This is a genomic window from Serratia sp. FS14, assembly GCF_000695995.1.
In the GTDB taxonomy this organism is placed as follows: domain Bacteria; phylum Pseudomonadota; class Gammaproteobacteria; order Enterobacterales; family Enterobacteriaceae; genus Serratia; species Serratia nematodiphila.
The window spans coordinates 790,358-815,241 of sequence record NZ_CP005927.1; the positions used below are offsets into that span (position 1 = coordinate 790,358).

General features: G+C 61.4%; 21 protein-coding genes. 7 read left to right on the forward strand and 14 right to left on the reverse strand.

The features are described 5' to 3' along the window. Window positions 1-84: 84 nt before the first annotated feature. Entirely contained in the window at window positions 85-2,079 is a 1,995-nt protein-coding gene (gene pdeR / locus L085_RS03660) for a cyclic di-GMP phosphodiesterase (RefSeq protein ID WP_021505223.1), read from the forward strand. Between the two features lie 16 nt (window positions 2,080-2,095). Here the strand turns inward: pdeR and L085_RS03665 are convergent, their stop codons facing one another. After that, window positions 2,096-2,962, reverse strand: coding sequence for a crotonase/enoyl-CoA hydratase family protein (locus L085_RS03665; protein ID WP_004929989.1), 867 nt, complete (start codon window positions 2,960-2,962; stop codon window positions 2,096-2,098). A 341-nt stretch (window positions 2,963-3,303) separates the two neighbouring features. On the opposite strand from L085_RS03665, the gene yhjD reads away from it, so the two are divergent. From yhjD to L085_RS03680, 3 genes are all read left to right on the forward strand, one after another. After that, window positions 3,304-4,323: an inner membrane protein YhjD gene (gene yhjD / locus L085_RS03670; protein ID WP_015379386.1), complete on the forward strand. Its 1,020-nt coding sequence runs from the start codon at window positions 3,304-3,306 to the stop codon at window positions 4,321-4,323. Between the two features lie 329 nt (window positions 4,324-4,652). After that, window positions 4,653-5,975 (forward strand): MFS transporter, encoded by a 1,323-nt coding sequence (locus L085_RS03675; protein ID WP_004929985.1) that lies wholly within the window; start codon window positions 4,653-4,655, stop codon window positions 5,973-5,975. Window positions 5,976-6,075: 100 nt separating this feature from the next. Then, a complete protein-coding gene (locus tag L085_RS03680) occupies window positions 6,076-6,843 on the forward strand; it encodes a CDP-diacylglycerol diphosphatase (RefSeq protein WP_015379387.1) in 768 nt (255 codons plus the stop codon). Here L085_RS03680 and L085_RS03685 read toward each other — a convergent pair whose 3' ends face one another. Both L085_RS03685 and pdeH read right to left on the reverse strand, forming a co-directional pair. Beyond that, a complete protein-coding gene (locus L085_RS03685) occupies window positions 6,844-8,883 on the reverse strand; it encodes an AsmA family protein (RefSeq protein ID WP_044030079.1) in 2,040 nt (679 codons plus the stop codon). Between the two features lie 90 nt (window positions 8,884-8,973). After that, window positions 8,974-9,765, reverse strand: a complete 792-nt coding sequence (gene pdeH / locus L085_RS03690) for a cyclic-guanylate-specific phosphodiesterase (RefSeq protein ID WP_015379389.1) — start codon at window positions 9,763-9,765, stop codon at window positions 8,974-8,976. Window positions 9,766-10,003: 238 nt separating this feature from the next. Between pdeH and L085_RS03695 the strand changes: the two genes are divergently transcribed. Together L085_RS03695 and L085_RS03700 are read left to right on the forward strand one after the other, a co-directional pair. Beyond that, the gene (locus tag L085_RS03695) at window positions 10,004-10,936 is read left to right on the forward strand and encodes a sugar kinase (RefSeq protein ID WP_044030080.1); all 933 of its coding nucleotides are present in this window, start codon (window positions 10,004-10,006) and stop codon (window positions 10,934-10,936) included. A 244-nt stretch (window positions 10,937-11,180) separates the two neighbouring features. Then, window positions 11,181-11,882, forward strand: coding sequence for a LuxR family transcriptional regulator (locus tag L085_RS03700; RefSeq protein ID WP_044030082.1), 702 nt, complete (start codon window positions 11,181-11,183; stop codon window positions 11,880-11,882). A gap of 45 nt (window positions 11,883-11,927) precedes the next feature. On the opposite strand, the gene ilvC is transcribed toward L085_RS03700, so the two are convergent. Further along, a complete protein-coding gene (gene ilvC, locus L085_RS03705) occupies window positions 11,928-13,403 on the reverse strand; it encodes a ketol-acid reductoisomerase (RefSeq protein ID WP_004929973.1) in 1,476 nt (491 codons plus the stop codon). Between the two features lie 168 nt (window positions 13,404-13,571). On the opposite strand from ilvC, the gene ilvY reads away from it, so the two are divergent. After that, complete coding sequence (gene ilvY / locus L085_RS03710) at window positions 13,572-14,462, forward strand: HTH-type transcriptional activator IlvY (RefSeq protein ID WP_004929971.1); 891 nt, start codon at window positions 13,572-13,574, stop codon at window positions 14,460-14,462. 8 nt (window positions 14,463-14,470) lie between these two features. Here the strand turns inward: ilvY and L085_RS03715 are convergent, their stop codons facing one another. The 10 genes from L085_RS03715 to L085_RS03755 form a co-directional block, all read right to left on the reverse strand. Continuing rightward, the gene (locus tag L085_RS03715; RefSeq protein WP_004929969.1) at window positions 14,471-15,172 is read right to left on the reverse strand and encodes a DUF2461 domain-containing protein; all 702 of its coding nucleotides are present in this window, start codon (window positions 15,170-15,172) and stop codon (window positions 14,471-14,473) included. Between the two features lie 21 nt (window positions 15,173-15,193). Then, window positions 15,194-15,772 carry a hypothetical protein gene (locus tag L085_RS03720; protein WP_044030083.1) on the reverse strand — a complete coding sequence of 193 codons (579 nt, stop codon included), beginning with the start codon at window positions 15,770-15,772 and terminating at the stop codon, window positions 15,194-15,196. Further along, entirely contained in the window at window positions 15,772-16,767 is a 996-nt protein-coding gene (locus L085_RS03725) for a hypothetical protein (protein WP_016930472.1), read from the reverse strand. The genes L085_RS03720 and L085_RS03725 overlap by 1 nt, the downstream gene beginning before the upstream one ends. 112 nt (window positions 16,768-16,879) lie before the next feature. Then, the gene (gene ilvA, locus L085_RS03730; RefSeq protein WP_004929963.1) at window positions 16,880-18,424 is read right to left on the reverse strand and encodes a threonine ammonia-lyase, biosynthetic; all 1,545 of its coding nucleotides are present in this window, start codon (window positions 18,422-18,424) and stop codon (window positions 16,880-16,882) included. Window positions 18,425-18,429: 5 nt separating this feature from the next. Beyond that, window positions 18,430-20,280 (reverse strand): dihydroxy-acid dehydratase, encoded by a 1,851-nt coding sequence (ilvD, locus tag L085_RS03735; RefSeq protein WP_044030084.1) that lies wholly within the window; start codon window positions 20,278-20,280, stop codon window positions 18,430-18,432. A 76-nt stretch (window positions 20,281-20,356) separates the two neighbouring features. Then, window positions 20,357-21,283 carry a branched-chain amino acid transaminase gene (locus tag L085_RS03740; protein ID WP_019455268.1) on the reverse strand — a complete coding sequence of 309 codons (927 nt, stop codon included), beginning with the start codon at window positions 21,281-21,283 and terminating at the stop codon, window positions 20,357-20,359. Window positions 21,284-21,306: 23 nt separating this feature from the next. Beyond that, window positions 21,307-21,564, reverse strand: coding sequence for an acetolactate synthase 2 small subunit (ilvM, locus tag L085_RS03745; RefSeq protein ID WP_004929955.1), 258 nt, complete (start codon window positions 21,562-21,564; stop codon window positions 21,307-21,309). Continuing rightward, a complete protein-coding gene (gene ilvG, locus L085_RS03750) occupies window positions 21,561-23,207 on the reverse strand; it encodes an acetolactate synthase 2 catalytic subunit (RefSeq protein ID WP_044031926.1) in 1,647 nt (548 codons plus the stop codon). Before ilvG ends, ilvM begins: the two co-directional genes overlap by 4 nt. A gap of 142 nt (window positions 23,208-23,349) precedes the next feature. Beyond that, on the reverse strand, window positions 23,350-23,448 hold the full coding sequence (ilvL, locus tag L085_RS24325) for an ilv operon leader peptide (protein WP_013814970.1): 99 nt from the start codon (window positions 23,446-23,448) through the stop codon (window positions 23,350-23,352). Window positions 23,449-23,582: 134 nt separating this feature from the next. Next, complete coding sequence (locus L085_RS03755) at window positions 23,583-24,815, reverse strand: MFS transporter (RefSeq protein ID WP_044030086.1); 1,233 nt, start codon at window positions 24,813-24,815, stop codon at window positions 23,583-23,585. Window positions 24,816-24,884: the final 69 nt, after the last annotated feature.

A 24,884-nucleotide genomic window follows, 5' to 3' on the forward strand; every position in this document is an offset into this window, starting at 1 on the left:
AGATGCGTACGGCGATCGCTTTCGGGCCAACAGGCTGCCCGGCGCTGTGCCGGCCGCCCGCCCGTGCTCTTTTGAGGAATCGTCATGCCCGCAGACCAAGGCCCTGAGCTTCTTAGCGCTCACTTCGGCACCCAAAGCCCCCACTGGCGGCTGGCGTTTGACAGCAATGCCCTGGAACTGTCCGCTATTAAGGGCAAAGCTCATGTCGCGGTGGCGCTCAGCGCTATGGAAGCGGCGAAAATCCGCCGTCTGACCGGCGTGACTGCCAGCCTTGAGCTGACCATTACGCTAGCCGGTGAACCGCTGCATCTGCATCTGGTCGGGCGCCGCGTCAACAACCTCGAATGGGCGGGCACCGCTTCCGCCTTCAGCGACACCCAATCCGTGGCGCGCGACCTGGTGCACGGCCTCTCCTTCGCCGAGCAGGTGGTGTCCGAAGCCAACTCGGTGATCGTGATCGTCGATCAGCACGGCCGCATCCAGCGCTTCAACCGGCTGAGCGAGGAGTACACCGGGCTGCACGAACACGAGGTGATCGGCAAAAACGTTTTCCAACTGTTTATGAGCCCGGAAGAAGCCGCCGCTTCGCGGCGCAACATCGCCGGCTTCTTCCGCAACGGTTCGTCCTATGAGGTGGAACGCTGGGTAAAGACGGTCAAGGGTGAACGGCTGTTCCTGTTTCGCAACAAATTCGTGCACAGCGGCAGCGGAAAAAACGAAGTCTTTCTGATCTGCTCCGGTACCGACATCACCGAAGAACGCCGCGCGCAAGAGCGGCTACGGGTGCTGGCCAACACCGATCTCATCACCGGCCTGCCGAACCGTAACGCCATACAGGACAAGATCAATCACGCCATCGCCACGCGCGGTGAAGAGAGTTTCGGCCTGGTGTACCTCGATCTCGACAACTTCAAAAAGGTCAACGACGCCTACGGCCATATGTTCGGCGATCGGCTCCTGGTCGAGGTCGCTCTGGCGATCCTCGGCTGCCTGAGCCCGGATCAAGTGCTCGCCCGCCTCGGCGGCGACGAATTCTTGGTGCTGGCGCCACAAAGCGATCGCGAGCGCCTGCAAACGCTGGCGCAGCGCATTATCGACAGGCTGAAGACCCCTTTTCGCATCGGCCTGATTGAGGTGTATACCGGTTGTTCGATCGGCATCGCGCTGTGCCCTGAGCACGGCAACGATCTCGACAGCCTGATCCGCAGCGCCGATACCGCCATGTACGTCGCCAAGGAGCACGGAAAACGCACCTATACCGTCTTCTCGCCGGAGATGAACAAACGCGTCGCCGAGTACATGTGGCTGGACACCAATCTGCGCAAAGGGTTGGAGCAAAATCAGCTGGTGCTGTATTACCAGCCTAAAATCGACGCGCACAGCGGTGAAGTGCACAGCGTGGAAGCGTTGGTGCGCTGGGATTCGCCGGAGCGCGGCCTGATCCCGCCGCTGCAGTTCATCTCCTATGCCGAGGAGTCCGGCCTGATCGGCCCGTTGGGCCAATGGGTGCTGCAAACCGCCGCCGGGCAGGCGGCGCAGTGGCAAGAGCGGGGATTGAATCTGCGGGTGGCGGTCAACCTCTCTGCCCGTCAGCTGGCAGATGACAGCATCGTCAACGACCTGCTCGGGGTGCTGCACCGTCACCGCATGGCTCCCTGTCTGCTGGACTTCGAGTTGACCGAAAGCAGCCTGATTGAAGACGAGAATCGCGCGCGCGCGCTGATCACCCGGCTGCGCGAACTGGGCGCGCAGGTGCATCTTGACGACTTTGGCACCGGCTATTCGTCGTTGGCGCAGCTGGCACGCATTCCTCTGGACGCCATCAAGCTGGATAAAAGCTTCGTGCGCGGGGTGAATTTCAATCCGGTATCGCAATCGCTGGTACGCGCGATCGTCGCGGCGGCGGAGGCGTTAGCCTTCCGCGTGATCGCCGAAGGGGTGGAGACCGAGAGCGAAAACCACTTCCTCGACGAAGTCGGCGTGGACGAAAAACAGGGCTTTCTGTTCGCGCGGCCAATGCTCCCGGAACAACTGGAGCATTGGCTGCAGTCCTATCGCCCGCGCTCACCCTCCGCATGAGGCGGGCGCGTTAACGTTAGCCGGCACGACGCAGGTTCAGGGTATGGCGATCCTGCAACATCACCAGTCGCTCGATGTAGGCACGGTCTTTTTCCTCAATGGTAAAGGCCGAGTGCACCCAATCTTCGGTAATGTCCATCAGCTCGGAACGCGTCAGCTGCAACACGCGCTGACGCGCCCGCAGCATGGCGCGCATGCCGTTGAGCTTCGGCCGGATGGTATCGATAAAGGTGCGCGTCGCCAGGTAAGCGTCGCCGGGCTGGAACAGCTGGTCTACCAGCCCGCGGCTCTCGAACCACTCTGCGGTGTGCGACTCGCCGCCCCAAATCAGCTCCTCAGCCAAGCGCATGCCCGCCTTGCGCGCCACCAGCGAGTACCCCCCCATGCCGGGAAACAGGTTGAACGCAATCTCCGGGAACCCCATGCGCGCATTGTTTTGCGCCAATACGAAATGGTGCGCCAGCGCCGCTTCAAAACCGCCCCCCAGCGCACTGCCTTCAACCATCGCAATGCTGACCGCGCCGGTGTCGAAACCGCGCGCCGCCGCATGCACGCAGTCGATGCAGGCGCGCGCGTAGGCCATCATCGCCTCGCGCTTGCGGTTTTTGATCGCTTCGGCGAAGAACTGCAGATCGCCGCCGACGTTGAACATGTTCGGCACCAGCGAGCCGGTGACCCAGAAGTCGAACCGCAGCGAAGACTCCTTCGCCGCCTGCGCCAGCGTCATGATGTCTTCAATCAATGCCTGGTTGAAGCAGGGGCGTGGCGCAGCGCGCAGCAGCATCCACATGATGTGCCGCCCCTCTTCATAGTAGGCGGAGATCTGCGACAGATTGCCCGCTTCGGTAAACGGACGACAGGTGGGGTGATTAAGCAATTTCATAAGACCTTCCAGTTTTTCTGTTGATGACGGATGAGACCGTTCCAGCCCCTACGGCTGCAGCGGAGCGGCGAGCGGCAAAGCGCGACGCCACATCATGAGTAAACGCTTTCTCGCCGACGAAACAGATAAAAATTGGAGGTAGAGAAGTGAAAAAAACCGAGGCGCCACGGGGTTTTCATAGGAATTTTACCTATCGCGCCATCCCCGGCATTTCATGCCGGGCGCTAACGCGTTAAGCTCGGAAATTGACCGTTTGCCGCCCCGGCGCTCAAAACGCCGCAGGGCTTTGGCTATAATCAACGCTGATACATGCCGTTTAACGTTAAGGAAATCGTGAAGTAATGCCTACAGGACCAGACCAGGAACGCCGCCAGCCCGCACAAGACACGCCGCCGAAGCCGCTTATCGCCATCAAGACCGGCCATGAGACGCTCGACCGCCGCATTAGCGGTTTTTCACGTCTGATTGAACGCATCAAAGCCTGGCCGAGCGTGGCGCACCTGCTGCGCGCCGCCGAACGCTTTAACGATCGGCTGGGCAGCCAGTTCGGCGCCGCCATCACCTATTTTTCATTCCTCTCGCTGATCCCGATCCTGATGGTGTCGTTCGCCGCCGCCGGTTTCGTGCTGGCTTCCAACCCGGATCTGCTGGCCCGCTTGATCAACCGGATCGTCGGCAGCATCAGCGATCCGACGCTGGCCAGCACGCTGAAGAACACCGTCAATACCGCCATTCAGCAGCGCACCACCGTGGGGTTGACCGGCCTGGCGCTGGCGCTCTATTCCGGCATCAGTTGGATGGGCAACCTGCGCGAAGCGATCCGCGCGCAGTCGCGTGACGTCTGGGAGCGCAATCCGCAGGATCAGGAGAAAATCTATTTCAAGTACACCCGCGACTTCATCTCGCTGACCGGCCTGGTGGTCGCGCTGATCATCACGCTGTCGCTGACCTCGGTCGCCGGGTCGGCGCAGGCGGCGATCGTCAACGCGCTGGGGCTGGACGGCATCGAATGGCTGCGGCCGGCGCTGACGACGATCGCACTGTCGATCTCGATCTTCGCCAACTATCTGCTGTTCCTGTGGATTTTCTGGATGCTGCCGCGCCACAAACCGAAGAAAAAAGCGCTGCTGCGCGGCACCTTGCTTGCGGCTATCGGCTTTGAGGTGATCAAGTTCGTGATGACGATGACGCTGCCGCAGGTGGCGAAATCGCCTTCCGGCGCGGCCTTCGGCTCGGTGATCGGGCTGATGGCGTTCTTCTACTTCTTCGCCCGCCTGACGCTGTTTTGCGCCGCCTGGATCGCCACCGCCGACTACAAAGGCGACAAAGCCGTGCCGGAACGCGAGCCGCCGGCGCGCTGAAGCCATGCGATCGTGCCGGTGTTATCGCACACACCGGCACTTTCCTCTGGATATCAGCCAGAAAACCAGTCAATACGTCTAAATAACGCGGCACGCGATCCGAAAAACCAGCATAACAGACTACCCAATCACTTTTCTTTGCCGCTTTTACAGCCATTCCCTCTGTACGAAAGCCCTTTCTCAACGTTTAACGCTGCAGAAAACAAGCCAGATAAAACATTAGTCTTTTTAACCGGTTAGCCGGGTCATTGCCCAAAGTTCCCGCGTTGAAAAGGCCGAATGCTGTCACTAAGATGGATTTTTACCCCCTCCAACAATAAGAAATAGATATGCAAGCCACCATCGCACCCCCACTCGACGCCGACGACGCGTCCACACCGGTGAACTCCCGCGGGAAAGTCATCGTCGCCTCGCTGGTCGGCACCGCCATCGAGTTTTTCGACTTCTACATCTACGCCACCGCCGCGGTGATCGTGTTCCCGCACATCTTCTTCCCGCAGGGCGACCCGACCACCGCGACGCTGCAGTCGCTGGCCACCTTCGCCGTCGCCTTTGTCGCGCGCCCTATCGGCTCTGCGCTGTTCGGCCACTTCGGCGATCGCGTGGGGCGCAAGGTGACGCTGGTCGCCTCGCTGCTGACCATGGGGATTTCCACCGTGCTGATCGGCCTGCTGCCGAGCTATGAAACCATCGGCATCTTCGCCCCGATCCTGCTGGCGCTGGCGCGCTTTGGGCAGGGGCTGGGGCTGGGCGGCGAATGGGGAGGCGCAGCCCTGCTGGCGACGGAGAACGCGCCGGCCAAAAAGCGCGCGCTGTATGGCTCCTTCCCCCAGTTAGGGGCGCCTATCGGTTTCTTCTTCGCCAACGGCACCTTCCTGCTGCTCTCGTGGCTGCTGAGCGACCAGCAATTTATGGAATGGGGCTGGCGCGTGCCGTTCATCCTCTCCGCCGCATTGGTGCTGATTGGCCTGTACGTCCGGGTGTCATTGCATGAAACGCCGGTGTTCGCCAAAGTGGCCAAGGCCGGCAAACAGGTGAAAGTGCCGCTCGGCACGCTGCTGAGCAAGCATCTGAAAGCCACCATCCTCGGCACCTTCATCATGCTGGCAACCTACACGCTGTTTTATCTGATGACGGTGTATTCGATGACCTACGGCACCGCGCCGCAGCCGCTCGGGCTCGGTTACTCCCGCAACAGCTTCCTGTGGATGCTGATGGTGGCGGTGATCGGTTTCGGCGTGATGGTGCCGATCGCCGGTCTGCTGGCGGACGCGTTCGGCCGCCGCAAGACCATGATCGCCATTACCCTGCTGATGATCGGCTTCGCGTTCCTGTTCCCGACCCTGCTGGGCTCCGGCAACCAGGCGCTGGTGATGGGCTTCCTGCTGTGCGGCCTGAGCATCATGGGGCTGACCTTTGGCCCGATGGGCGCGCTGCTGCCGGAGCTGTTCCCTACCGAAGTGCGCTATACCGGCGCATCGTTCTCCTACAACGTCGCGTCGATCCTCGGCGCGTCCGTGGCGCCTTATATCGCCACCTGGCTGGCGGCCCACTACGGACTGTTCTACGTCGGTATGTACCTGGCGGCGATGGCCGGGCTGACGCTGCTGGCCCTGCTGCTGATGAAAGAAACCCGCCATCAGTCGCTGTGATCCCCTACGGCCCCCTCACTGCGGGGGCCGCACGCGGTGTTCGTTTCCTGTCATAAAACCGGGCTATGCTGAATGTTTCTCTCGGTAACAGGATCGGCCGATGTCTCTGCGTCGTGGGGTATTTGTCTGCGTGGCGCTGCTGGCGGCTATCGCCATCGCGCTCTTTTACGGGTTGAAACCCGACCATCCCGATGCGCTGTGGCGCATCGTCAGCCAGCAATGTCTGCCCAATCAGCAGGCGCACGACAACCCGGCGCCCTGCGCGCAGGTGGATGTGCAGGCCGGTTTCGTGGTGTTTAAAGATCGCAACGGGCCGTTGCAATACCTGCTGATGCCCAGCGCCAAAATCACCGGTATCGAAAGCCCGGCGGTGCTGGACGCCGCCACGCCGAATTTCTTCGCCCAGGCCTGGCGCGCGCGCCACGTGATGGCGGAACGCTATGGCAAACCGATCGACGACGGCGATATTTCCCTGGCGATCAATTCGGAATATGGCCGCACGCAAAACCAGCTGCACATCCATATCTCCTGCCTGCTGCCGGCGGTAAAACAGCGGCTGGCGCAAATCGGCCCCCATTTCATCAAGCAATGGCAACCGCTGCCCGGCGGCCTGTTGGGGCATGACTATCTGGGGCGGCGGGTGACCGCCGCTGAACTGGAACAACAGGGCGCCTTCCGCCTGTTGGCCTCCGGCCTGCCGCGCGCCGACGGGCGCATGGGCAGCTTCGGCCTGGCGATGACCGCGCTGCCGGACGGGGATTTCCTGCTGCTGGCAACCGAGCGCAGCCTGCTGCCGTTCACCCTGGCCTCGGCGGAAGAGATCCAGGATCACGACTGCCGGCTGCTCACGCCGCCGCCGCGCGCCTGATTATTTTTTGCCTTTCATCTCCCGCAGGATCTGCCCGCACGGGTTCTCCTCGCCGCCTTCACTGGGCGAGACCAGCGCCAGCAGCGCCGCCGCAGGCGTCAGCACTGCCCCTAACGCCACCGCCGCCGCGCCGCGCGCGATCAGCGGCCCGGCTTTGACCCCGGCGTCCGGGTGCTTGAAGGTGCCTTTCACGTACAGCGGCGAACGCAGGGTCAGCACGCGCATGCCCTTGCTTTCCGGATCGATGGACAAATCCAGCCGTTCGGTGGCGAGGTTGGTGTTGCCGGTGATGTTGATCACCGCGTTTTCGGTGTCGAACACAAACAGTCGCGGCGCGGCGACGCCGCTGCGGATGCCGACGTCCGCCGCCGCGCAGTTGATGCCCACCACGTCGTCACCGAACAGCTGCGCCACCAGATAGTTACCGACGTTCAGACCGAGGATCTCCATCAGGCTACGGCTGATCACCCCATTATTGATCAGCAGGCGCAGGTCGCCATTGCTGGTCGCCAGCAGTTCGGCCACCGAATTACCGCTGCCCGTCAGCCTGGCGTCGCCGTTCATCTGCCCGAGGCTGCGCTTCATCGCCTCCACGTTCGGCAACAGCTGTTTAAGCTGAAGTTTGCGTGCATGCATATCCACCTGCCCGCGCATCGGCTTTTTGCCGCCGTCGAGGCGCACGACGGCGTTCAGGCTGCCGCCCGCCATGCCGAAGCGCAGCGGATCCAGGCGCAGTTCGCCATTGTTCAGCTTCAGGTGCGTGGCCAGATCGCTCAGCGGCAAATCGCTGCCGCGTTCAATGCGCGCGGCGGCAAACTTCACGTCGGCATCCATCTTGCTCCAGCTTTGCGTATCGAACTGTTCGACCGGCAGCACCTTATCCGCCGGCTGACGGCTTTTCTCGCCGCGCCCGGCTTTGGCGGCGTTGGAGTCCGCGCCGATCAGCGGCGCCAGATCCGCCAATCTCAGCTGCCGGGAGTTCACCGCGCCGCTCAACGTGGGCCGCGGTTTACCGGCAACGTACTTCAAGCTGCCGTGAATGTCGCTGTCGCCGATTTTTCCGTCGAATTTCTGGTACTCAAACACCGCGCCGCCCGGCTGATGCAGGCGGGCGGTCAGATGGCCATCGGTCGCATACGGCGGGGTATTCGGCAACAACACGCCGGTCAGGCCATAGAGGTTGCTCAGGCTTTCACCGGAAAATTTCAGCTGTACATCCAGGCCGCCGAGGTTCAGCGGATCGGACAAGGTGCCCGCGACCACCACCCGGGTGCTGCCGGAGCGCACATCGGCCTGCAGCGGGAAGGGCAAATCGGCGCTCTGCAGCGACAGCATGCCGCCAATCTTGCCGCTGCCGCTCAACGGCTCGCCGCTATATTTGCCTTTCACCTGCCAGCCGAAAACGTAATCGGGGGTGGCGGCCTTGTCGCCGCCCTGTTTGCCGGTCACTTCACTGAACGGCAACGGCTTGCCGAGCGGATCGATGACGGCGCGGAAATCCGCCTTCAGCGTGGCGTCTCTAAAGGCGATCTGCCCCTTGTCGAATACGATGTCGTGAACGGTGAACGACCAATCGGAAGGCGGCTGCTTGGGATCCTGGCCGGCGGCCAGGTCAAACGTCCAGTTGTTGTCGCCGTTGGCCAGGCGTTGCAACGAAGCATTCGGCCGCTTCAGCCAGATGCGCGGGATCAGCAGCTCTTTACCCAGCAGCGCCAGCGGCGCAATGCTGGCGTCGACGCGCTGCAGCGTCACCATGCTGTCGCCGGGCACGTTTTTCGGGTTACCCAGCCACACGTCTTCGGCGTGAATATGCGGCCAGGGCACCCAGGCGCGCCAGCCGCCCTCATCCGGATTGCGCGACCAGTCAACGCCCAGATCGCCGCGAATGGCGAACGGTCGCCGCAGTTCGGCCGACACTTTGTCGTTGATGGTAGGCTTGAGTCGATTCCAGTCGAAGGTAGCAATGAAGATCGTCAGCGCGACGATCAGCAGCAGCAAAATGCCGCCCAGCCAGCTGAAAACCTTTCCTGTTCTTGTCATAGCGGCTCCCTCAGCGCATAAATCGGGCTGCCGAATGAAAGGAAAGGAGTTAGCAGCCCCGTTTAAGCCTAGCTGAGGATGGGCCGGAGTTCACGCCGGCGCGCCGGGTGCGGCGAACAGCGTCGGCACGCTGTGCAGCGTTTCAAAGCACGCCGGACGGGAAAGGTAGTAGCCCTGGGCGGCCAACGCGCCGGAACGCTGCACCAGCCGCCACTCTTGTTCGGTTTCCACACCCTCGACGATCACCCCGTCGCTGTGCTGGTTCATCATCTTGATCAGGGTGCCGAGCAGCTGGACGCCCTCTTCCGACTGTTTGAGCAAGGTAAACAATTCACGCGCCACCTTGATGTATTGATAGCGCCAGGCGCCGACGGCGGAGAAGTTGGCCAGCCCGCTGCCGAAATCGTCCAGCCACAGCCGCTCGCCGCCGACGATCTGCTGCAGCGGGCGGTTTGACGCCGTTGCGGCGTGCTCCACCAGCTCGAAGCGCAGATAGGGCATCTCGGCGATCTGCCGTTGCAAGGCGCTATGACGCTGTAATGCTTGCAGCGCGATGCCGTCGATATTGACCGACACCATCACCGCATGGCGGGTGAACAACGCCTGCCAGCGCTGCAACAGCGCCAGCTGTTCCTGAACCACCCGCAAACGCTGGGCGACGCCGAGCGAGGCAAAATAGTGTTCCGGGGATTGCCGCTTGTCCGGCTCATTCGGGTGATATACCGCCGTCAGCAGTTCCACCGCCAACAGCGCGCCGCTGGTGCGATAAATCGGCTGGAAGGTATACAAGCGCCGGCATTGCCGCCAGTAGCGCCGCGATTTGGCGCAGGCATAGAGGGCAAAACAGGGCGCCAGCAGACCCGAGATCAGATTGGTTATCATCGGTACTATCGCCGTGGCGGGGAAGTGAGAGCGCTGCCGCTGTTTCTTTACCCAACTTATCGGCCACGCCGCGTAAAACTTTAAGCACGAATTGCCGCACGCTTTCCTCTTCACCCTGTTGGCGTTGGCCGATCGCGATCATAAAAAATTAAAACACTGTTTTAATTTATTGACTCTCTTACCGCCTTGCGTGGAGACTGGTGGCTGTTGCTTCTTCTTTAGCCAGGGCTTATTGACGATGACTATCCGAAACCTCGCCGTGATCGGCGAATGCATGATCGAGCTGTCGCAGCAGGGCGCACAGCTGACGCGCGGCTTTGGCGGCGATACCCTCAACACCGCCGTCTACCTCGCCCGCCAAATGCCGAAACAGACGTTGCAGGTGCATTACGTCACTGCGCTCGGCACCGACAGCTTCAGCGGCGAGATGCTGCAGGCCTGGCGGCAGGAGAAGATCGAGACCGGGTTGATTCAACAATTCGACAACAAGCTGCCGGGCCTGTACGTGATCGAAACCGACGCCGCCGGCGAACGCACTTTCTACTATTGGCGCAATGACGCCGCCGCCCGCTATTGGCTTGCTGGACCGCAGGCCGACGCACTGTGCGCGCGGCTGGCGCAGTTCGATTACCTGTACCTCAGCGGCATTAGCCTGGCGATCCTCGCGCCTGCCGACCGCACGAAGCTGCTGGCGTTGCTGCGCCGCTGTCGCGCCAACGGCGGCAAGGTGATCTTCGACAACAACTACCGCCCGCGCCTGTGGCCAAGCCGTGAGGAAACGCAGCAGGCCTACCGCGAGGTGCTGGCCTGCACCGACATCGCCTTTTTGACGCTGGATGACGAAGAATTGCTGTGGGGAGCGCAGCCGGTTGAACAGATAGTGACGCGCACGCAGGCGCTCGGCGTCGGCGAGATCGTTATCAAACGCGGCGCGGATGCCTGTCTGGTGTTCAATGTGGAGGGGGAGCGGCTTGAGGTGCCGGCGATCGCGCTGCCGCCGGAGCGCGTGGTGGATACCACCGCGGCGGGCGACTCTTTCAGCGCCGGCTACCTGGCGGTGCGCCTGAACGGCGGCGGCGCCCAGCAGGCGACGCAGCGCGGCCACCAGCTTGCTGCAACGGTGATCCAACATCGCGGCGCCATCATTCCCGCAGCGGCGATGCCCGCATAATCAATAAGGCGGCGGCGAAGTCACCCCCGCCGCCCACGCAATGGATCCCAGAAGCATTGATCAGAGGATGATTGAAAGAATTTCCCTGGCGTTGGCTTATTTCCGCCCAGAGCTGCTAAGCTCGGGTCTTGGCATTGCCGTCTTTTTGAATTTATTAGCCGAGTATAAATTTCAATCCGCCGCACTGACTAGCTGGACTTTGGTGCAGGTCGGGCTGAGCCGCCGAACGACAGGGAGGTTACCGATGGCCGCCACATTCGCCAACGCCGTCGCCGCAAGACTGCATCTTGACGGCCGGCTACAGGCCTTTAGCCAATTCAAATACGCTTACTTGACCTTCAACAAACACCATCCCGATCGCCATCTGCTGGTATCGAACTACCCGCAAGAATGGCTGGACATCTACAGTACCAATCGCTATCAGCACATCGATCCCGTCGTGCGCGCCGCCCATAGCCGCTGTGCGCCCTTTATGTGGCACGACACCGCCCTCACCACCGAGGATCGGCATTACCGGAAGATCTTCAGCCAGGCGCGGGAGTACGACATCGTGCACGGTTGCAGCTTTGTTTTGCACGATCACGACAACAACCTGGCGATCTTGTCAATCAGCGCGACGGCGGCCGATGACGCCGAACTGCGGCAGCTAATGGCGGAAGAAAGGGCCAGCCTGCAGATGGTCTTGGTCGATACCCACCAGCACGCGTTTGCGTTGGCCAGCGCCGAGGCTGGCCGAAAGGATCGGCTCTCGCCGCGCGAAGGGGAAATTCTCTATTGGGCCAGCCAGGGCAAAACCTATAACGAGATCGCGCTGATCCTGGGGATCAAAACCGGCACGGTGAAGTTTCACATCGGCAATGCGGTGCGTAAGCTGGGGGTCGCCAACGCCAAACACGCGATCCGGCGCGGCCTTGAACGGCAACTGATCGCGCCGCCGCAGGCATAAAAAAGCCGGCATTGCAGCCGGCTTTTTTTTTTATCTTGCGGAAAATCAGCCCGCAACGGCGATACGTTTCATGTCGGTCATGTAGCCACGCAGTTTGCGGCCGACGGTTTCGATTGGGTGGCTGCGCACCGCTTCGTTCACGTCGCGCAGCTGCGCGTTGTCCACCGCCGTACCCGCCACGGCTTTGCCCAAATCGCCCGCCTGCAGGGTGGTCATGAAGTCCTTCAGCAACGGCACCGCTGCGTTGGCGAACAGGTAGTTGCCGTACTCCGCGGTATCGGAGATGACCACGTTCATTTCATACAGACGCTTACGCGCAATGGTGTTGGCGATCAACGGCAGCTCGTGCAGCGACTCGTAGTAAGCCGACTCTTCAATGATGCCGGCATCGACCATGGTTTCGAACGCCAGCTCAACGCCCGCTTTCACCATCGCCACCATCAGCACGCCGTGATCGAAGTACTCTTGCTCGCTGATTTTGCCTTCAAACTGCGGCGCATTCTCGAATGCGGTTTTGCCGGTCTCTTCGCGCCAGGTCAGCAGTTTCACGTCGTCTTCCGCCCAGTCGGCCATCATGCCGCTGGAGAACGCGCCGGAGATGATGTCGTCCATGTGCTTCTGGAACAGCGGCGCCATGATGGTTTTCAGCTGTTCGGACAGCGCATAGGCGCGCAGCTTGGCCGGGTTGGACAGGCGATCCATCATCAGGGTGATGCCGCCCTGCTTCAGCGCTTCAGTGATGGTTTCCCAGCCGAACTGAATCAGTTTCTCGGCGTAAGCCGGATCGGCGCCTTCAGCAACCAGCTTGTCGAAGCACAGCAGAGACCCCGCCTGCAGCATGCCGCACAGAATGGTCTGCTCACCCATCAGGTCAGATTTCACTTCAGCGACGAAGGAGGATTCCAGCACGCCGGCGCGGTGGCCGCCGGTCGCCGCCGCCCAGGCTTTGGCGATCGCCATGCCTTCGCCTTTCGGATCGTTTTCCGGGTGAACCGCAATCAGGGTCGGCACGCCGAAGCCGCGCTTGTACTCTTCGCGCACTTCGGTGCCCGGGCACTTCGGCGCGACCATCACCACGGTGATGTCTTTGCGCACCTGCTCGCCCACTTCAACGATGTTGAAGCCGTGGGAATACCCCAGCGCCGCGCCGTCTTTCATCAGCGGCTGCACCGCACGCACCACGGAAGAGTGCTGCTTGTCCGGGGTCAGGTTAACCACCAGATCCGCCTGCGGGATCAAATCTTCGTAGGTGCCGACCTTAAAGCCGTTTTCGGTCGCCTTGCGCCAGGAAGCGCGCTTTTCGTCGATCGCTTCTTTGCGCAGGGCATAGGCGACATCCAGGCCGGAGTCACGCATGTTCAGCCCCTGGTTCAGGCCCTGGGCGCCACAGCCGACAATCACCACTTTTTTACCTTTCAGGTAGCCGGCTTCGTCAGCAAATTCGTCGCGCGCCATAAAGCGGCATTTGCCCAATTGCGCCAGCTGCTGACGCAGGTTCAATGTGTTGAAATAGTTAGCCATGGTGGTACTCCGGTTTGATGTTGTCTTGCATTGTTATTTTCATTCCCCGCCCTGTCTGTGCGGAGATTCGTTAAACTCAATGTATAACAGGAAATGCGTTGCTTAAATTGATATATTGAGAACGTGATATTGCAATTTTTGCAACACTCTCACTGCGAGCGTATCGATATGGATTTACGTGATTTAAAGCTGTTCCTGCATCTGGCCGAAAGCCATCACTTCGGGCGCACCGCCAAGGCGATGCACGTCAGCCCGTCGACGCTCTCCCGCCAGATCCAGCGGCTGGAAGAGATCCTCGGGCAGCCGCTGTTCCTACGCGATAACCGCACCGTGCAGCTCACCGACGCCGGCGAACAGCTGAAAGAATTCGCCCAGCAAACGCTGCTGCAATATCAGCAGCTGAAGCACTCGCTCGGCCAGCACGGCCCTTCGCTGAGCGGCGAACTCCGGCTGTTCTGCTCGGTGACCGCGGCGTACAGCCACCTGCCGCCGATCCTCGATCGCTTCCGCGCGCAGCACCCGCTGGTAGAAATTAAGCTGACCACCGGCGACGCCGCCGACGCGGTCGACAAGGTGCAGTCCAACGAGGCCGATCTCGGCATCGCCGGCCGGCCGGAAACGCTGCCCGCCAGCGTGGCGTTCACCAAAATCGGTGAAATCCCGCTGGTGCTGATCGCACCGGCGCTGCCCTGCGCGGTACGCAGCCAGGCGTTTGCCGACAAGCCCGACTGGGCCGAGATCCCGTTCATCCTGCCGGAACACGGCCCTTCGCGAAAACGCATCGAGCTGTGGTTCCGCCGCCACCGCATCAGCAATCCGCTGATTTACGCCACCGTCGGCGGCCACGAAGCGATCGTGTCGATGGTCGCTTTGGGCTGCGGCATCGCGCTGATCCCGAGCGTGGTGGTGGATAACAGCCCGGAGCCGGTGCGCAACCGCATCTCGCAGCTGGATAACATCTCGATGGTCGAACCCTTCGAGCTGGGGGTCTGCGTCCAGAAGAAGCGCCTCAGCGATCCGCTGATCGACGCCTTTTGGCGGTTGCTGCATCCCCGCTGACGCGAGGTTTACAGATCCGCCGGATCGATCTGCTTCATCGTCTCTACCTGCATCAGCCAGTGGTAGAGCGGCTCAAGCTGCAAAAATGCCCCGGCCAGCCGCGGCGCCAGATCGGCGCTGAACAGCTTTTCCACTTCGCTGTCGGTCACCATCACCGCAAACGACTTGCGGTTGTACCAGGTGGCGATCTCCGCCGCCTGCTCCTTCACCAGCGGGCGCTTGTAGCTCTCGCCCACCAGCTCGAACGGCGGCCGGCAGCAGGCGGCCACCTCAAGGAAAGGCTGCGGCCGCTGCCTCAGCGTATGGCGGAACAGATCCATGGTCGGCTTGTTGGCGCTGTAGTAGCCGAGCCCATAGCGCAACATGTCTGGCCCCAGTTCAAAAAAATACACCGGCGCATCTTTCCAGTCTTTACTCGGGCGCTTGAACGTCAGCCACATGCGGCTGCGGTAGCGCGATTTATCATGAGAAAAGCGCGTATCGCGATGAATGCGCGACAGCGTTTTGCCGATCGCCGGGCGAGTCTCGAACTGCGGATCGATCGCCAGCATGCCGGGAGCCAGCTGCTCCACCAGCGCGCGAAACGGCGCCAGCAGCTCGCGATCGTAGATGTCGCGGTTGCCGTCGAACCACGCCTTATCATTCTCAATCCGCACCTGCTGCAGGAAATTCAGGCCCTGCTGACTAAAGCCGGAGAAAGGTTGCGTCATAAGCTTTTCCGTTCTGACGATTTATCGGGTGTTGCGCAGATCTTCCCTCTGCCAACGGCGTTTGATAAACACGCGCCGACGCGTGCGAAAATAAGCGACATACAGGTAGAACGCCGCCCGGTTGCTGAATAGCGCACCACCCACCGCGCCCCCCAGCAACATGGCAACGGTGGCGATGCCGGTCACGCCCGTCGCCCACGCTACTGCAGCGCCAAGGCAACACAGACCGAGCATGCCAAGATAGTATTGCAGCAATACCACCCCGCTGTTTTTCCCCTGCACCAGTTGGAACAGGATCAGCGTCATCCACACCGCCACGATCGCGCCGCTGCCCATGAGAACGGCGGCGGAAGTCCTGCCGCTCCAGGCGGCCGCCACGTCCGTGGCCAGGCCCATCACGCCCGCCAGCCCCAGCGTCAGGCATACCATCAGCAACATGACATTGCCGACGCCCGGCGGTGACAGCCGCTGGCCCGGCGTCAGGAAATGCTGCTCAAGCTGCGCATCCACGCCGGCGAAAAGCGCGCGATCGCGCGCCGCGATTTGGCTTTCCATCTCCCGGCCCTGCGCGATCAGGCGTTTAATCATCCACTCCGCCATTACCTCACCATCTGCGGCAATTTCTGCATAATGCCCACAAAATACTGTCCGGTGGTTTTCACATTCACCGGCGCCGACAGGGTGCCGCTGATGCCGCTGCCCACGAACGTCAATGAGTTATTGAGCGCCGAATGCAGTTGCTGACGCAACCCGTTTTGGATCGCTTCCGTCGGATAGCGCTTCGGGTATAAGCCGTTCTTCACCATTTCTTTCAAGACGTTATTGGAAATCCCCGGATTTTCCGCTCGAATGATGTTTTCGGTCAGCCGCTTCCTTTCGCTGCGGGGCATGCTTTTCAGCCATTCCGTCGCCTTGCGCGCCGAAATGCGGCGCATGGCGCGGTAGGTCATCGTCGCTTCCTTCAGGGCGGCTCCCGCGCTGGCCAGCGAGATCACATCGAGTACGGTGCTGGTGGCGATATACCACTGCTCAGAGTCGAGCTGCGCCAATTCATCGCCTTTCCCGTCATAAAGCTTGTTGACGCGGTATAGCCCATTGCCGCACTGCAGCGCGCTGGCGGCCATGCCGGCATAGCCCAGATAAGCCACCGCAGAGCTGGTGCCGCCGGTGAACGGCACGGCGACGCTGCCCGACGCCAGTAAAAATACCGATACCAGCAGCGTTCCGCACGACAGCGCGGCCGAGGCCAACTCTTTGCTGACGCTGGGTTTGCTCAACGCTTCCGACAGCGTATTGGTCGCGGCAACGCGCGAGGTATGAGCCACCGTTTTGCTGATGACCACGTGCGTGACCTGCGAAGCGTTCGAATAACCGGTGTGCTGCGTCGGGCGGACTAAAAATGAGTTTTGCCCGTCGGAAAAAATAATTCCCACGCCATGAAAAGCGAGGCTGCAGTCCAGCGAGTCCTGCAAGGCTTGCAGATTAATATCGCGATAGAATTCTTGTACCCCGGCATTGCCCAACAGGCGGGCAAATTCGGCGTTGGTCAAATCGTCTTCGGGAGAACCGAACGGCGTAGAAAAAGCGGTTTTCATTGTCGTGCATCCCTATACGTCAGAAGTCTTGGCAGTATAAAAATGCACGACAAAATCACAACCATGCAACCCATAAACTGACTAACGCGTCACGGTTGCTTATCAATCCGGCTCATCCCTGCAAAAAGAAGCGGAACGCCGGGTTGTCGGTTTCGTCGTGGCAATCGTAGCCCAGCGCCTGCAGGTGCCGCTCGAATTCCGGCTCGCTTTGCGCCAGCTCGAAGGCCGCCAGCACCCGGCCGAAGTCGGTGCCGTGGCTGCGATAGTGGAACAGCGAGATGTTCCAGTGCGTGCCCAGCGTCTGCAGGAACTTCAGCAGCGCGCCCGGCGATTCCGGAAACTCAAAGCTGAACAGCCGTTCGCGCAACGGCTTCGACGGACGCCCGCCCACCATGTAGCGCACGTGCAGCTTGGCCATCTCATCGTCCGACAGATCCACCACCTGATAACCGCCGGCGTTGAGTTCGTCGATGATCTCCCGCCGTTCGGCGTGACCGCGCGTCAGCCGCACGCCGACGAAAATGCAGGCGTTGTCGGCATCGGCGTAGCGGTAGTTGAATTCGGTCACCGAGCGGCCGCCCAGCAGCTGGCAGAACTTGAGGAAGCTGCCCTGCTGTTCCGGAATGGTTACCGCCAGCAGCGCTTCGCGCTGTTCGCCCAGTTCGCAACGCTCGGAAACATAGCGCAGCCCGTGGAAGTTGAGGTTGGCGCCCGAGAGCACGTGCGCGAGACGCTCGCCCTGAATGTTGTGCTGCTGGACGTACTTTTTCAGCCCCGCCAGCGCCAACGCGCCGGAAGGTTCGGCAATGGCGCGCACGTCCTCGAACAGATCTTTGACCGCCGCGCAGATAGCGTCGCTGTCCACGGTGATCACGTCGTCCAGATATTCACGGCACAGGCGGAAAGTTTCGTCGCCGATGCGCTTCACCGCCACGCCTTCGGCGAACAGCCCGACGCGCGCCAGATCCACCGGATGGCCGGCATCCAGCGCCGCGCGCAGACAGGCGGAGTCTTCCGCTTCGACGCCGATCACTTTGATCTGCGGCATCAGCTGTTTGATCAGCACCGCCACCCCGGCGGCCAGGCCACCGCCGCCGACCGGCACGAAAACCCGATCCAGATGCGCGTCTTGCTGCAGCAGCTCCATCGCCAGCGTGCCCTGCCCGGCGATCACCGTCGGGTGATCGAACGGCGGCACAAAAGTCATGCCCTGCTGTTGGGAAAGCTCGATCGCCTTCGCTTTGGCCTCGTCGAAATTGGCGCCGTGCAGCAGCACTTCACCGCCGAAGCCGCGCACCGCATCCACCTTGATGTCCGCGGTGGACACCGGCATCACGATCAGCGTTTTGATCCCCAGCCGTTTACCGGAGAAGGCGACGCCCTGCGCGTGGTTGCCGGCCGAAGCCGTCACGACGCCGCGCGCCTTCTGCTCTTCGTCCAGCCCGGCGATCATCGCATAGGCCCCGCGCAGCTTGAAGCTGTGCACCGGCTGGCGATCTTCGCGCTTCACCAAAATGGTGTTGCCGAGGCGCGAAGAGATTTTGCTCATGGCCTGCAACGGGGTGACTTGCGCCACCTCGTAAACCGGCGAGCGCAGTACCGCTCGCAGATATTCCGCGCCGCAGGGGGCGCTGGGTAGGGGTTGAGAGACCGCCATGCTGCTTATCCCCCCAGTTTGCTCTTGTCGCGCACCGCGCCTTTGTCGGCGCTGGTGGCCAACGAGGCGTAGGCGCGCAGCGCGAAGGACACCTGACGTTCACGATTTTTCGGCGTCCAGGCCGCGTCACCGCGCGCCAGTTCCGCCTCATGCCGCGCCGCCAGCTCCTGCTCGCTGACGTCAAGCTGGATGCCGCGATGAGGAATATCGATCGCGATCATGTCGCCGTCCTGCACCAGGGCGATCAGGCCGCCGTTGGCCGCTTCCGGCGAAGCGTGGCCGATGGACAACCCGGAGGTGCCGCCGGAGAAACGCCCGTCGGTGATCAGCGCGCACGCCTTGCCCAGCCCCATCGATTTCAGGTAGGTGGTTGGGTAAAGCATTTCCTGCATGCCCGGGCCGCCTTTCGGCCCTTCGTAGCGAATCACCACTACGTCGCCCGCCACCACTTTGCCGCCGAGGATGGCGTCTACCGCGTCGTCCTGGCTTTCATACACTTTGGCCGGGCCGCGGAAGGTGAGGATTTCCTTGTCGACGCCGGCGGTTTTGACGATGCAGCCGTTTTCCGCCAGGTTGCCGTACAGCACCGCCAACCCGCCGTCCTGACTGTAGGCGTGTTCACGGGTGCGGATGCAGCCTTCCTTGCGGTCGGTGTCCAGCGAATCCCAGCGGCAGTCCTGAGAGAATGCCTGCGTGGTGCGGATGCCGGCCGGCCCGGCGGAGTACATTTTCTTGACGCTTTCGTCGCGGGTCAGCATCACGTCGTAGGCTTCCAGCGTCTGCGGCAAGGTCAGCCCCAACACGTTGTTCACCTCGCGGTTCAGCAAGCCGGCGCGATCCAGCTCGCCGAGGATGCCGATCACGCCACCGGCGCGGTGCACGTCTTCCATGTGATATTTCTGCGTGCTCGGCGCCACCTTGCACAGGTGCGGCACTTTGCGCGACAGGCGATCGATGTCCTCCATGGTGAAGTCCACCTCGCCTTCCTGCGCCGAAGCCAGCAGGTGCAGCACGGTGTTGGTCGAGCCGCCCATGGCGATGTCCAGCGTCATGGCATTTTCAAATGCCGCCTTGTTGGCGATATTGCGCGGCAGCGCGCTCTCGTCGTCCTGCTCGTAATAGCGTTTGGTCAGCTCGACGATGCGCTTGCCGGCGTTGAGGAACAGTTCCTTACGATCGGCGTGGGTGGCCAGCAGCGAACCGTTGCCCGGCTGCGACAGGCCCAGCGCTTCGGTCAGGCAGTTCATCGAGTTGGCGGTGAACATGCCGGAGCAAGAGCCGCAGGTCGGGCAGGCGGAACGTTCGATCTGCTCGCTGTCGGCGTCGCTGACGTTCGGGTTCGCGCCCTGGATCATCGCGTCCACCAGATCCAGCTTGATGATCTGGTTGGAGAGTTTGGTCTTGCCGGCTTCCATCGGGCCGCCGGAAACGAAGATCACCGGAATGTTCAGGCGCAACGCCGCCATCAGCATACCCGGGGTGATCTTGTCGCAGTTGGAGATGCACACCATCGCGTCGGCGCAGTGGGCGTTCACCATGTATTCGACCGAGTCGGCGATCAGCTCGCGCGACGGCAGGGAATAGAGCATGCCGCCGTGGCCCATGGCGATGCCGTCATCCACCGCGATGGTGTTGAACTCTTTGGCCACGCCGCCGGAGGCTTCAATCTGTTCGGCGACCAGTTTGCCCAGATCGCGCAGATGCACGTGGCCAGGCACGAACTGGGTAAAGGAGTTGACCACGGCAATGATCGGCTTGCCGAAATCGGCGTCGGTCATCCCGGTCGCGCGCCACAATGCGCGGGCACCCGCCATATTGCGGCCGTGGGTGGTGGTGGCGGAACGGTACTTAGGCATGCTCTTTTCACTCCAAATGTATTTATGACAGGCGGCGAACGAACCGCCTGGATATTCTTATCTGTCTGTCTTGTCGTTACGGGTTTACCGGATCCAGCCAACCGTACTTGTCTTCGGTCTTGCCGGTGAACAGGCCGAAGAACGCCTCCTGAATCTGTTTGGTCACCGGGCCACGTTTACCGATACCGACCTGAATGCCGTCCACGCTGCGTACCGGCGTGATCTCCGCCGCGGTGCCGGACATGAACACTTCATCGGCCAGGTACAGCGATTCGCGCGACAGCACCTGCTCGCGCACCTCGAAGCCCATGTCTTTCGCCAGCTTGATGATCGCATCGCGGGTGATGCCCGGCAGCGCCGACGAGGTGAACGGCGGGGTGTAGATCACGCCGTCTTTCACCTGGAACAGGTTTTCGCCCGCCCCTTCGGAAATGTAGCCGTGCACGTCGAGCGCGATGCCTTCCTGATAGCCGTGGCGGCGCGCTTCGCTGCCCACCAGCAGGGAGGAAAGATAGTTGCCGCCGGCTTTGGCCGCGGTCGGGATAGTGTTCGGCGCCGCGCGGTGCCAAGAGGAGACCATCGCATCGATACCTTGCTCCAGCGCCTCTTCACCCAGGTAAGCGCCCCAAGGAAACGCCGCGATAATCACGTCCGTTTTATAACCGGCCGGCGGGTTGACGCCCATGCCGACATCACCGACGAACACCAGCGGGCGAATGTAGGCGCTGACCAGATTGTTCTTGCGCAGCGTGGCGCGGCAGGCTTCCATCAGTTCGTCGACGCTTTGCGAAACCGGCATGCGGTAGATTTTCGCCGAGTCATGCAGGCGCTGCATATGCTCGCGATGGCGGAACACCACCGGCCCCAAGTGCGAGTCGTAGCAGCGCACCCCTTCAAATACCGACGTGCCGTAATGCAACGCGTGCGACATCACGTGCACTTTGGCCTCGGCCCAAGGAACCATCTCACCATTGAACCAAATGTAATCGGCTTTCTTAGTCATTGTTATTTATCCTTCTCGGCGCCTCAGGCGCGTATTTGTTGTGATGTTGGCTGCTGGATCTCGACGCAGGAGACGTCCATCAGTTTACTTAATTGAGATGACAACAGGGCAACCGGGCGCGGGCTGGCAACGGTCAATTCGATATTGATGCTGTCGGCGTTGGCCGGGGAAACCATATTCATAGCACAAACCTGAAAGCCGCGATGACGCACGACCCGCAATACACGCTCTAACATTTCGGGGCGAAAACGCGCCTGGATCGAGAGTTGATGCTGCATCATGATATTTCCTCCAACATGGTTTCGTTGCCGGCGCCCGGCGGCACCAGCGGCCAGACGTTTTCGAGTTCGTCGATAGAGACCTGCAGCAGATACGGGCCTTCGGTGTTGAACAGCGCCTCGAGGGCGCCCTCCACCTGATCCTTGCTGCTGATGCGCTGGCCGGGAATGCCGAAGGCGGCGGCCAACATCAGGAAGTCGGGGTTATCGGACAGGTTGGTTTCGCTGTAGCGGCCGTCGAAGAACAGCTGCTGCCATTGACGCACCATCCCGAGGCGCTGGTTGTCCAGCAGAACGATTTTGAGCGGCAGCTGCTTGCGCTTGATGGTGCCCAGTTCCTGCACGTTCATCATGAAGGAGCCATCGCCCGAGACGCAGATCACCGTATCTTGCGGGCGGGCAATCTGAGCGCCTACCGCCGCCGGCACGCCGAATCCCATGGTGCCGAGGCCGCTGGAGGTGATGAAATTCTCCGGACGCTCGAACGTCATGTGCTGCGCGCTCCACATCTGGTGCTGACCGACGTCGGTGGTCACCACGCTGTTGGCAGGCTTGCGGTCAGACAGCTGGCGCAAGAACAGCGGCGCGTAGATCGGCTGGCCAGGGTGATCATAGCGGCAGGCGTGCTCGGCTTTCAGCGCCGTCACCTGCTGCTGCCAGGCGGCGATGTCCAGCGGGCGCTGCAACGCCGGCAGCAACGTTTTCAAATCACCCTGCAGGGCCACATGCGCCTGGCGCAGCTTGCTCATTTCCGCCGGGTCGATATCCATGTGGATCACTTTGGCGTGCGGCGCGAAGGCGTTCAGTTTGCCGGTCACGCGATCATCGAAACGCGCGCCGACGGCGATCAGCAGATCGCACTCCTGCACCGCCAGGTTGGCAGCCTTGGCGCCATGCATGCCCAACATGCCGAGATACAGCGGGTCTTGCGCGTCCGGCGCGCCCAGCCCCTTCAGGGTGGCGACGTTCGGCATGCGGGTCACCGCGATAAATTCACGCAGCGCCGGCACCGCCTGCGCCATGCCCACGCCGCCGCCGACGTACAACATCGGTTTGTGCGCCTGCGCCAGCAGCGCGGCCGCCTCTGCCAACGCCGCCGCCGGGAACGCCGGCGCTTCGTCAACCGGCATCAGATGCGGGTGCAAGTCCCCCTGCGCCAGCTGGATGTCTTTCGGGATATCGATCAGCACCGGGCCGGGGCGGCCGCCTGCGGCGATGGCGAACGCTTCCGCCATGATGCCCGGCAAGGCGTCCAGCGACTCCACCAGGAAGCTGTGCTTGGTGCAGGCCAGAGACAGGCCGAGAACATCGATCTCCTGAAAGGCATCGGTGCCGATCAGCGCGGAACCCACCTGGCCGGTGATGGCGACAACGGGAACAGAATCGAGCAGCGCATCAGCCAGGCCAGTGATCAGGTTGGTGGCGCCGGGGCCGGAAGTGGCGATGCAAACGCCGACTTTGCCGGTGGCGCGGGCGTAGCCGATGGCGGCCATGGCGGCGCCCTGTTCATGGCGGCACAGCAGGTGTTCCACGCCGCCGTCATACAACGCATCGTACACCGGCATGATTGCCCCGCCCGGATAGCCGAATACGGTATCCACACCCTGCGCACGCAACGCTTGAACTACCCACTGAGCGCCATTCATGGTTATTTCCCCGCCTTTCTTCGACAACTGCAGGATTTTGTTCTGTTTTTCATGCTCTGCCCCTTGCTCCACTTTTCTCTTGCCAATAAAAAACCCCCGGACCTGACGGTGCGGGGGTTCTCTTGCGATTCCGGCTTGTTTGCTAAGCCTTTCTTCGTCCAAGTGCAGCCCCGCACGGTGGGATAATAATCACCACCACGCTAATCACGACTAGGCTAATCACTTGGGCAAAGGCTTTCATAATGGGTTTGTTCACTGTGCTCATTCAGAACTAATGCTTACAGAGGTACCACAGCCGCGCGCGACATGACAACACTTTTTTTTGCGTTATTATTCGGCGCAATCTGGTCATACCTCACGCGAATCGCCCCTCTTTCACACGTTGGCGCGCATACCCGGATTTTCTACCGCGTCGGTGATCGCCTTGCCGCGCGTATCCTTGCCGAAGAACACCAACAGGGCGATCGCCACCGCCACCGTACCGGCGACGATCGCCATCGCCAGACCGTAATTATGCCCATGATGCTCGGCGATGGTGGCTTGCAGCGTGGCGTTGACCGAGGCGATCAGGTTACCCAGCTGGTACACGAACCCCGGCAGCACCGCACGGGTGTTGGCCGGCACCAGCTCGGTCAGATAGGTCGGCACCACGCCCCAGGCGCCCTGCACCATGAACTGCATCAGGAAAGCGCCGATCCCCAACATCAGCGAACCGCTGGAAAACGCCCACAGCGGGATCACCGGCAGCGCCAACAGCGCGGCAATGATGATCGCTTTTTTGCGGCCGATCTTTTCTGACAACGAACCGAAGAAAACACCGCCGATAATTGACGCGATATTGTAGCTAATGGCGATAATACTGACGGTTTTAGGGTCGAAACCGTGCTGAACTTTCAGAAACACCGGATACAGATCCTGCGTACCGTGGGAGAAGAAATTGAACGCCGCCATCAGCAGCACCAGATAGCAGCACAGCTTCCAGTGGCTCTTCAACACCGGCAGCAAGGCGGTGCTCTCTTTGCGTTCACGCGCCGCCAGCCATACCGGTGACTCCTGCACGTAATAATAAATAAACGGCAGCAGCAGGATCGGCGCCGCGCCGATGACGAACATGCCGCGCCAGCCGACCGTTTCGAACAGCAGGCCGTACACCACCGCCGCCAGCAGATAACCAAACGGATAGCCGGCCTGGAAAATACCCGACATCAGGCCGCGTGAGCGGTCCGGTATGGTTTCCATCGCCAACGATGACGCCACGCCCCAAATGCCGCCCATCGCAACACCGTACAACACCCGCAACAGCAAGAAGACCGTCAGCGAGGGCGCGGCGGCAGAGAGCAGCTCAAACACCGAGAAGAAGACGATATTCAACATCAGAATCGGCTTGCGGCCATATTTTTCCGCCGCACGCCCGAAGATCAGCGCGCCAATCGGGCGCACCGCCAGCGTGAGCAGAATCGCCAGCGTGACCTGTTCCAGACCGACGTGAAAGGACTGCGCGATGTCGCTGAGTAAGAATACCAGCACGAAAAAATCGAAAGCGTCGAGCGTCCAGCTTGAAAAGCTGGCGATTGCCGCGTTGCGTTGCAGCGGGGTCCAACCAAACATAGTGTTATCCCTACCGTAGAGTACGAAGTCAGGAGGTTTAGCGGCTGCCGGGCAGAATGCGGCGGCGGT

What these genes read in the sequence shown, in the direction of transcription:
- L085_RS03665 (WP_004929989.1), bottom strand. Translation starts at nt 2,962, where the DNA reads ATGAAATTGCTTAATCACCCCACCTGTCGTCCGTTTACCGAAGCGGGC.
- L085_RS03685 (WP_044030079.1), bottom strand. Translation starts at nt 8,883, where the DNA reads ATGACAAGAACAGGAAAGGTTTTCAGCTGGCTGGGCGGCATTTTGCTG.
- pdeH (WP_015379389.1), bottom strand. Translation starts at nt 9,765, where the DNA reads ATGATAACCAATCTGATCTCGGGTCTGCTGGCGCCCTGTTTTGCCCTC.
- ilvD (WP_044030084.1), bottom strand. Translation starts at nt 20,280, where the DNA reads ATGCCTAAGTACCGTTCCGCCACCACCACCCACGGCCGCAATATGGCG.
- L085_RS03695 (WP_044030080.1), top strand. Translation starts at nt 10,004, where the DNA reads ATGACTATCCGAAACCTCGCCGTGATCGGCGAATGCATGATCGAGCTG.
- L085_RS03740 (WP_019455268.1), bottom strand. Translation starts at nt 21,283, where the DNA reads ATGACTAAGAAAGCCGATTACATTTGGTTCAATGGTGAGATGGTTCCT.
- L085_RS03675 (WP_004929985.1), top strand. Translation starts at nt 4,653, where the DNA reads ATGCAAGCCACCATCGCACCCCCACTCGACGCCGACGACGCGTCCACA.
- L085_RS03755 (WP_044030086.1), bottom strand. Translation starts at nt 24,815, where the DNA reads ATGTTTGGTTGGACCCCGCTGCAACGCAACGCGGCAATCGCCAGCTTT.
- L085_RS03680 (WP_015379387.1), top strand. Translation starts at nt 6,076, where the DNA reads ATGTCTCTGCGTCGTGGGGTATTTGTCTGCGTGGCGCTGCTGGCGGCT.
- L085_RS03725 (WP_016930472.1), bottom strand. Translation starts at nt 16,767, where the DNA reads ATGAAAACCGCTTTTTCTACGCCGTTCGGTTCTCCCGAAGACGATTTG.
- ilvC (WP_004929973.1), bottom strand. Translation starts at nt 13,403, where the DNA reads ATGGCTAACTATTTCAACACATTGAACCTGCGTCAGCAGCTGGCGCAA.
- L085_RS03700 (WP_044030082.1), top strand. Translation starts at nt 11,181, where the DNA reads ATGGCCGCCACATTCGCCAACGCCGTCGCCGCAAGACTGCATCTTGAC.
- ilvM (WP_004929955.1), bottom strand. Translation starts at nt 21,564, where the DNA reads ATGATGCAGCATCAACTCTCGATCCAGGCGCGTTTTCGCCCCGAAATG.
- ilvG (WP_044031926.1), bottom strand. Translation starts at nt 23,207, where the DNA reads ATGAATGGCGCTCAGTGGGTAGTTCAAGCGTTGCGTGCGCAGGGTGTG.
- ilvL (WP_013814970.1), bottom strand. Translation starts at nt 23,448, where the DNA reads ATGAAAGCCTTTGCCCAAGTGATTAGCCTAGTCGTGATTAGCGTGGTG.
- L085_RS03715 (WP_004929969.1), bottom strand. Translation starts at nt 15,172, where the DNA reads ATGACGCAACCTTTCTCCGGCTTTAGTCAGCAGGGCCTGAATTTCCTG.
- yhjD (WP_015379386.1), top strand. Translation starts at nt 3,304, where the DNA reads ATGCCTACAGGACCAGACCAGGAACGCCGCCAGCCCGCACAAGACACG.
- ilvY (WP_004929971.1), top strand. Translation starts at nt 13,572, where the DNA reads ATGGATTTACGTGATTTAAAGCTGTTCCTGCATCTGGCCGAAAGCCAT.
- L085_RS03720 (WP_044030083.1), bottom strand. Translation starts at nt 15,772, where the DNA reads ATGGCGGAGTGGATGATTAAACGCCTGATCGCGCAGGGCCGGGAGATG.
- pdeR (WP_021505223.1), top strand. Translation starts at nt 85, where the DNA reads ATGCCCGCAGACCAAGGCCCTGAGCTTCTTAGCGCTCACTTCGGCACC.
- ilvA (WP_004929963.1), bottom strand. Translation starts at nt 18,424, where the DNA reads ATGGCGGTCTCTCAACCCCTACCCAGCGCCCCCTGCGGCGCGGAATAT.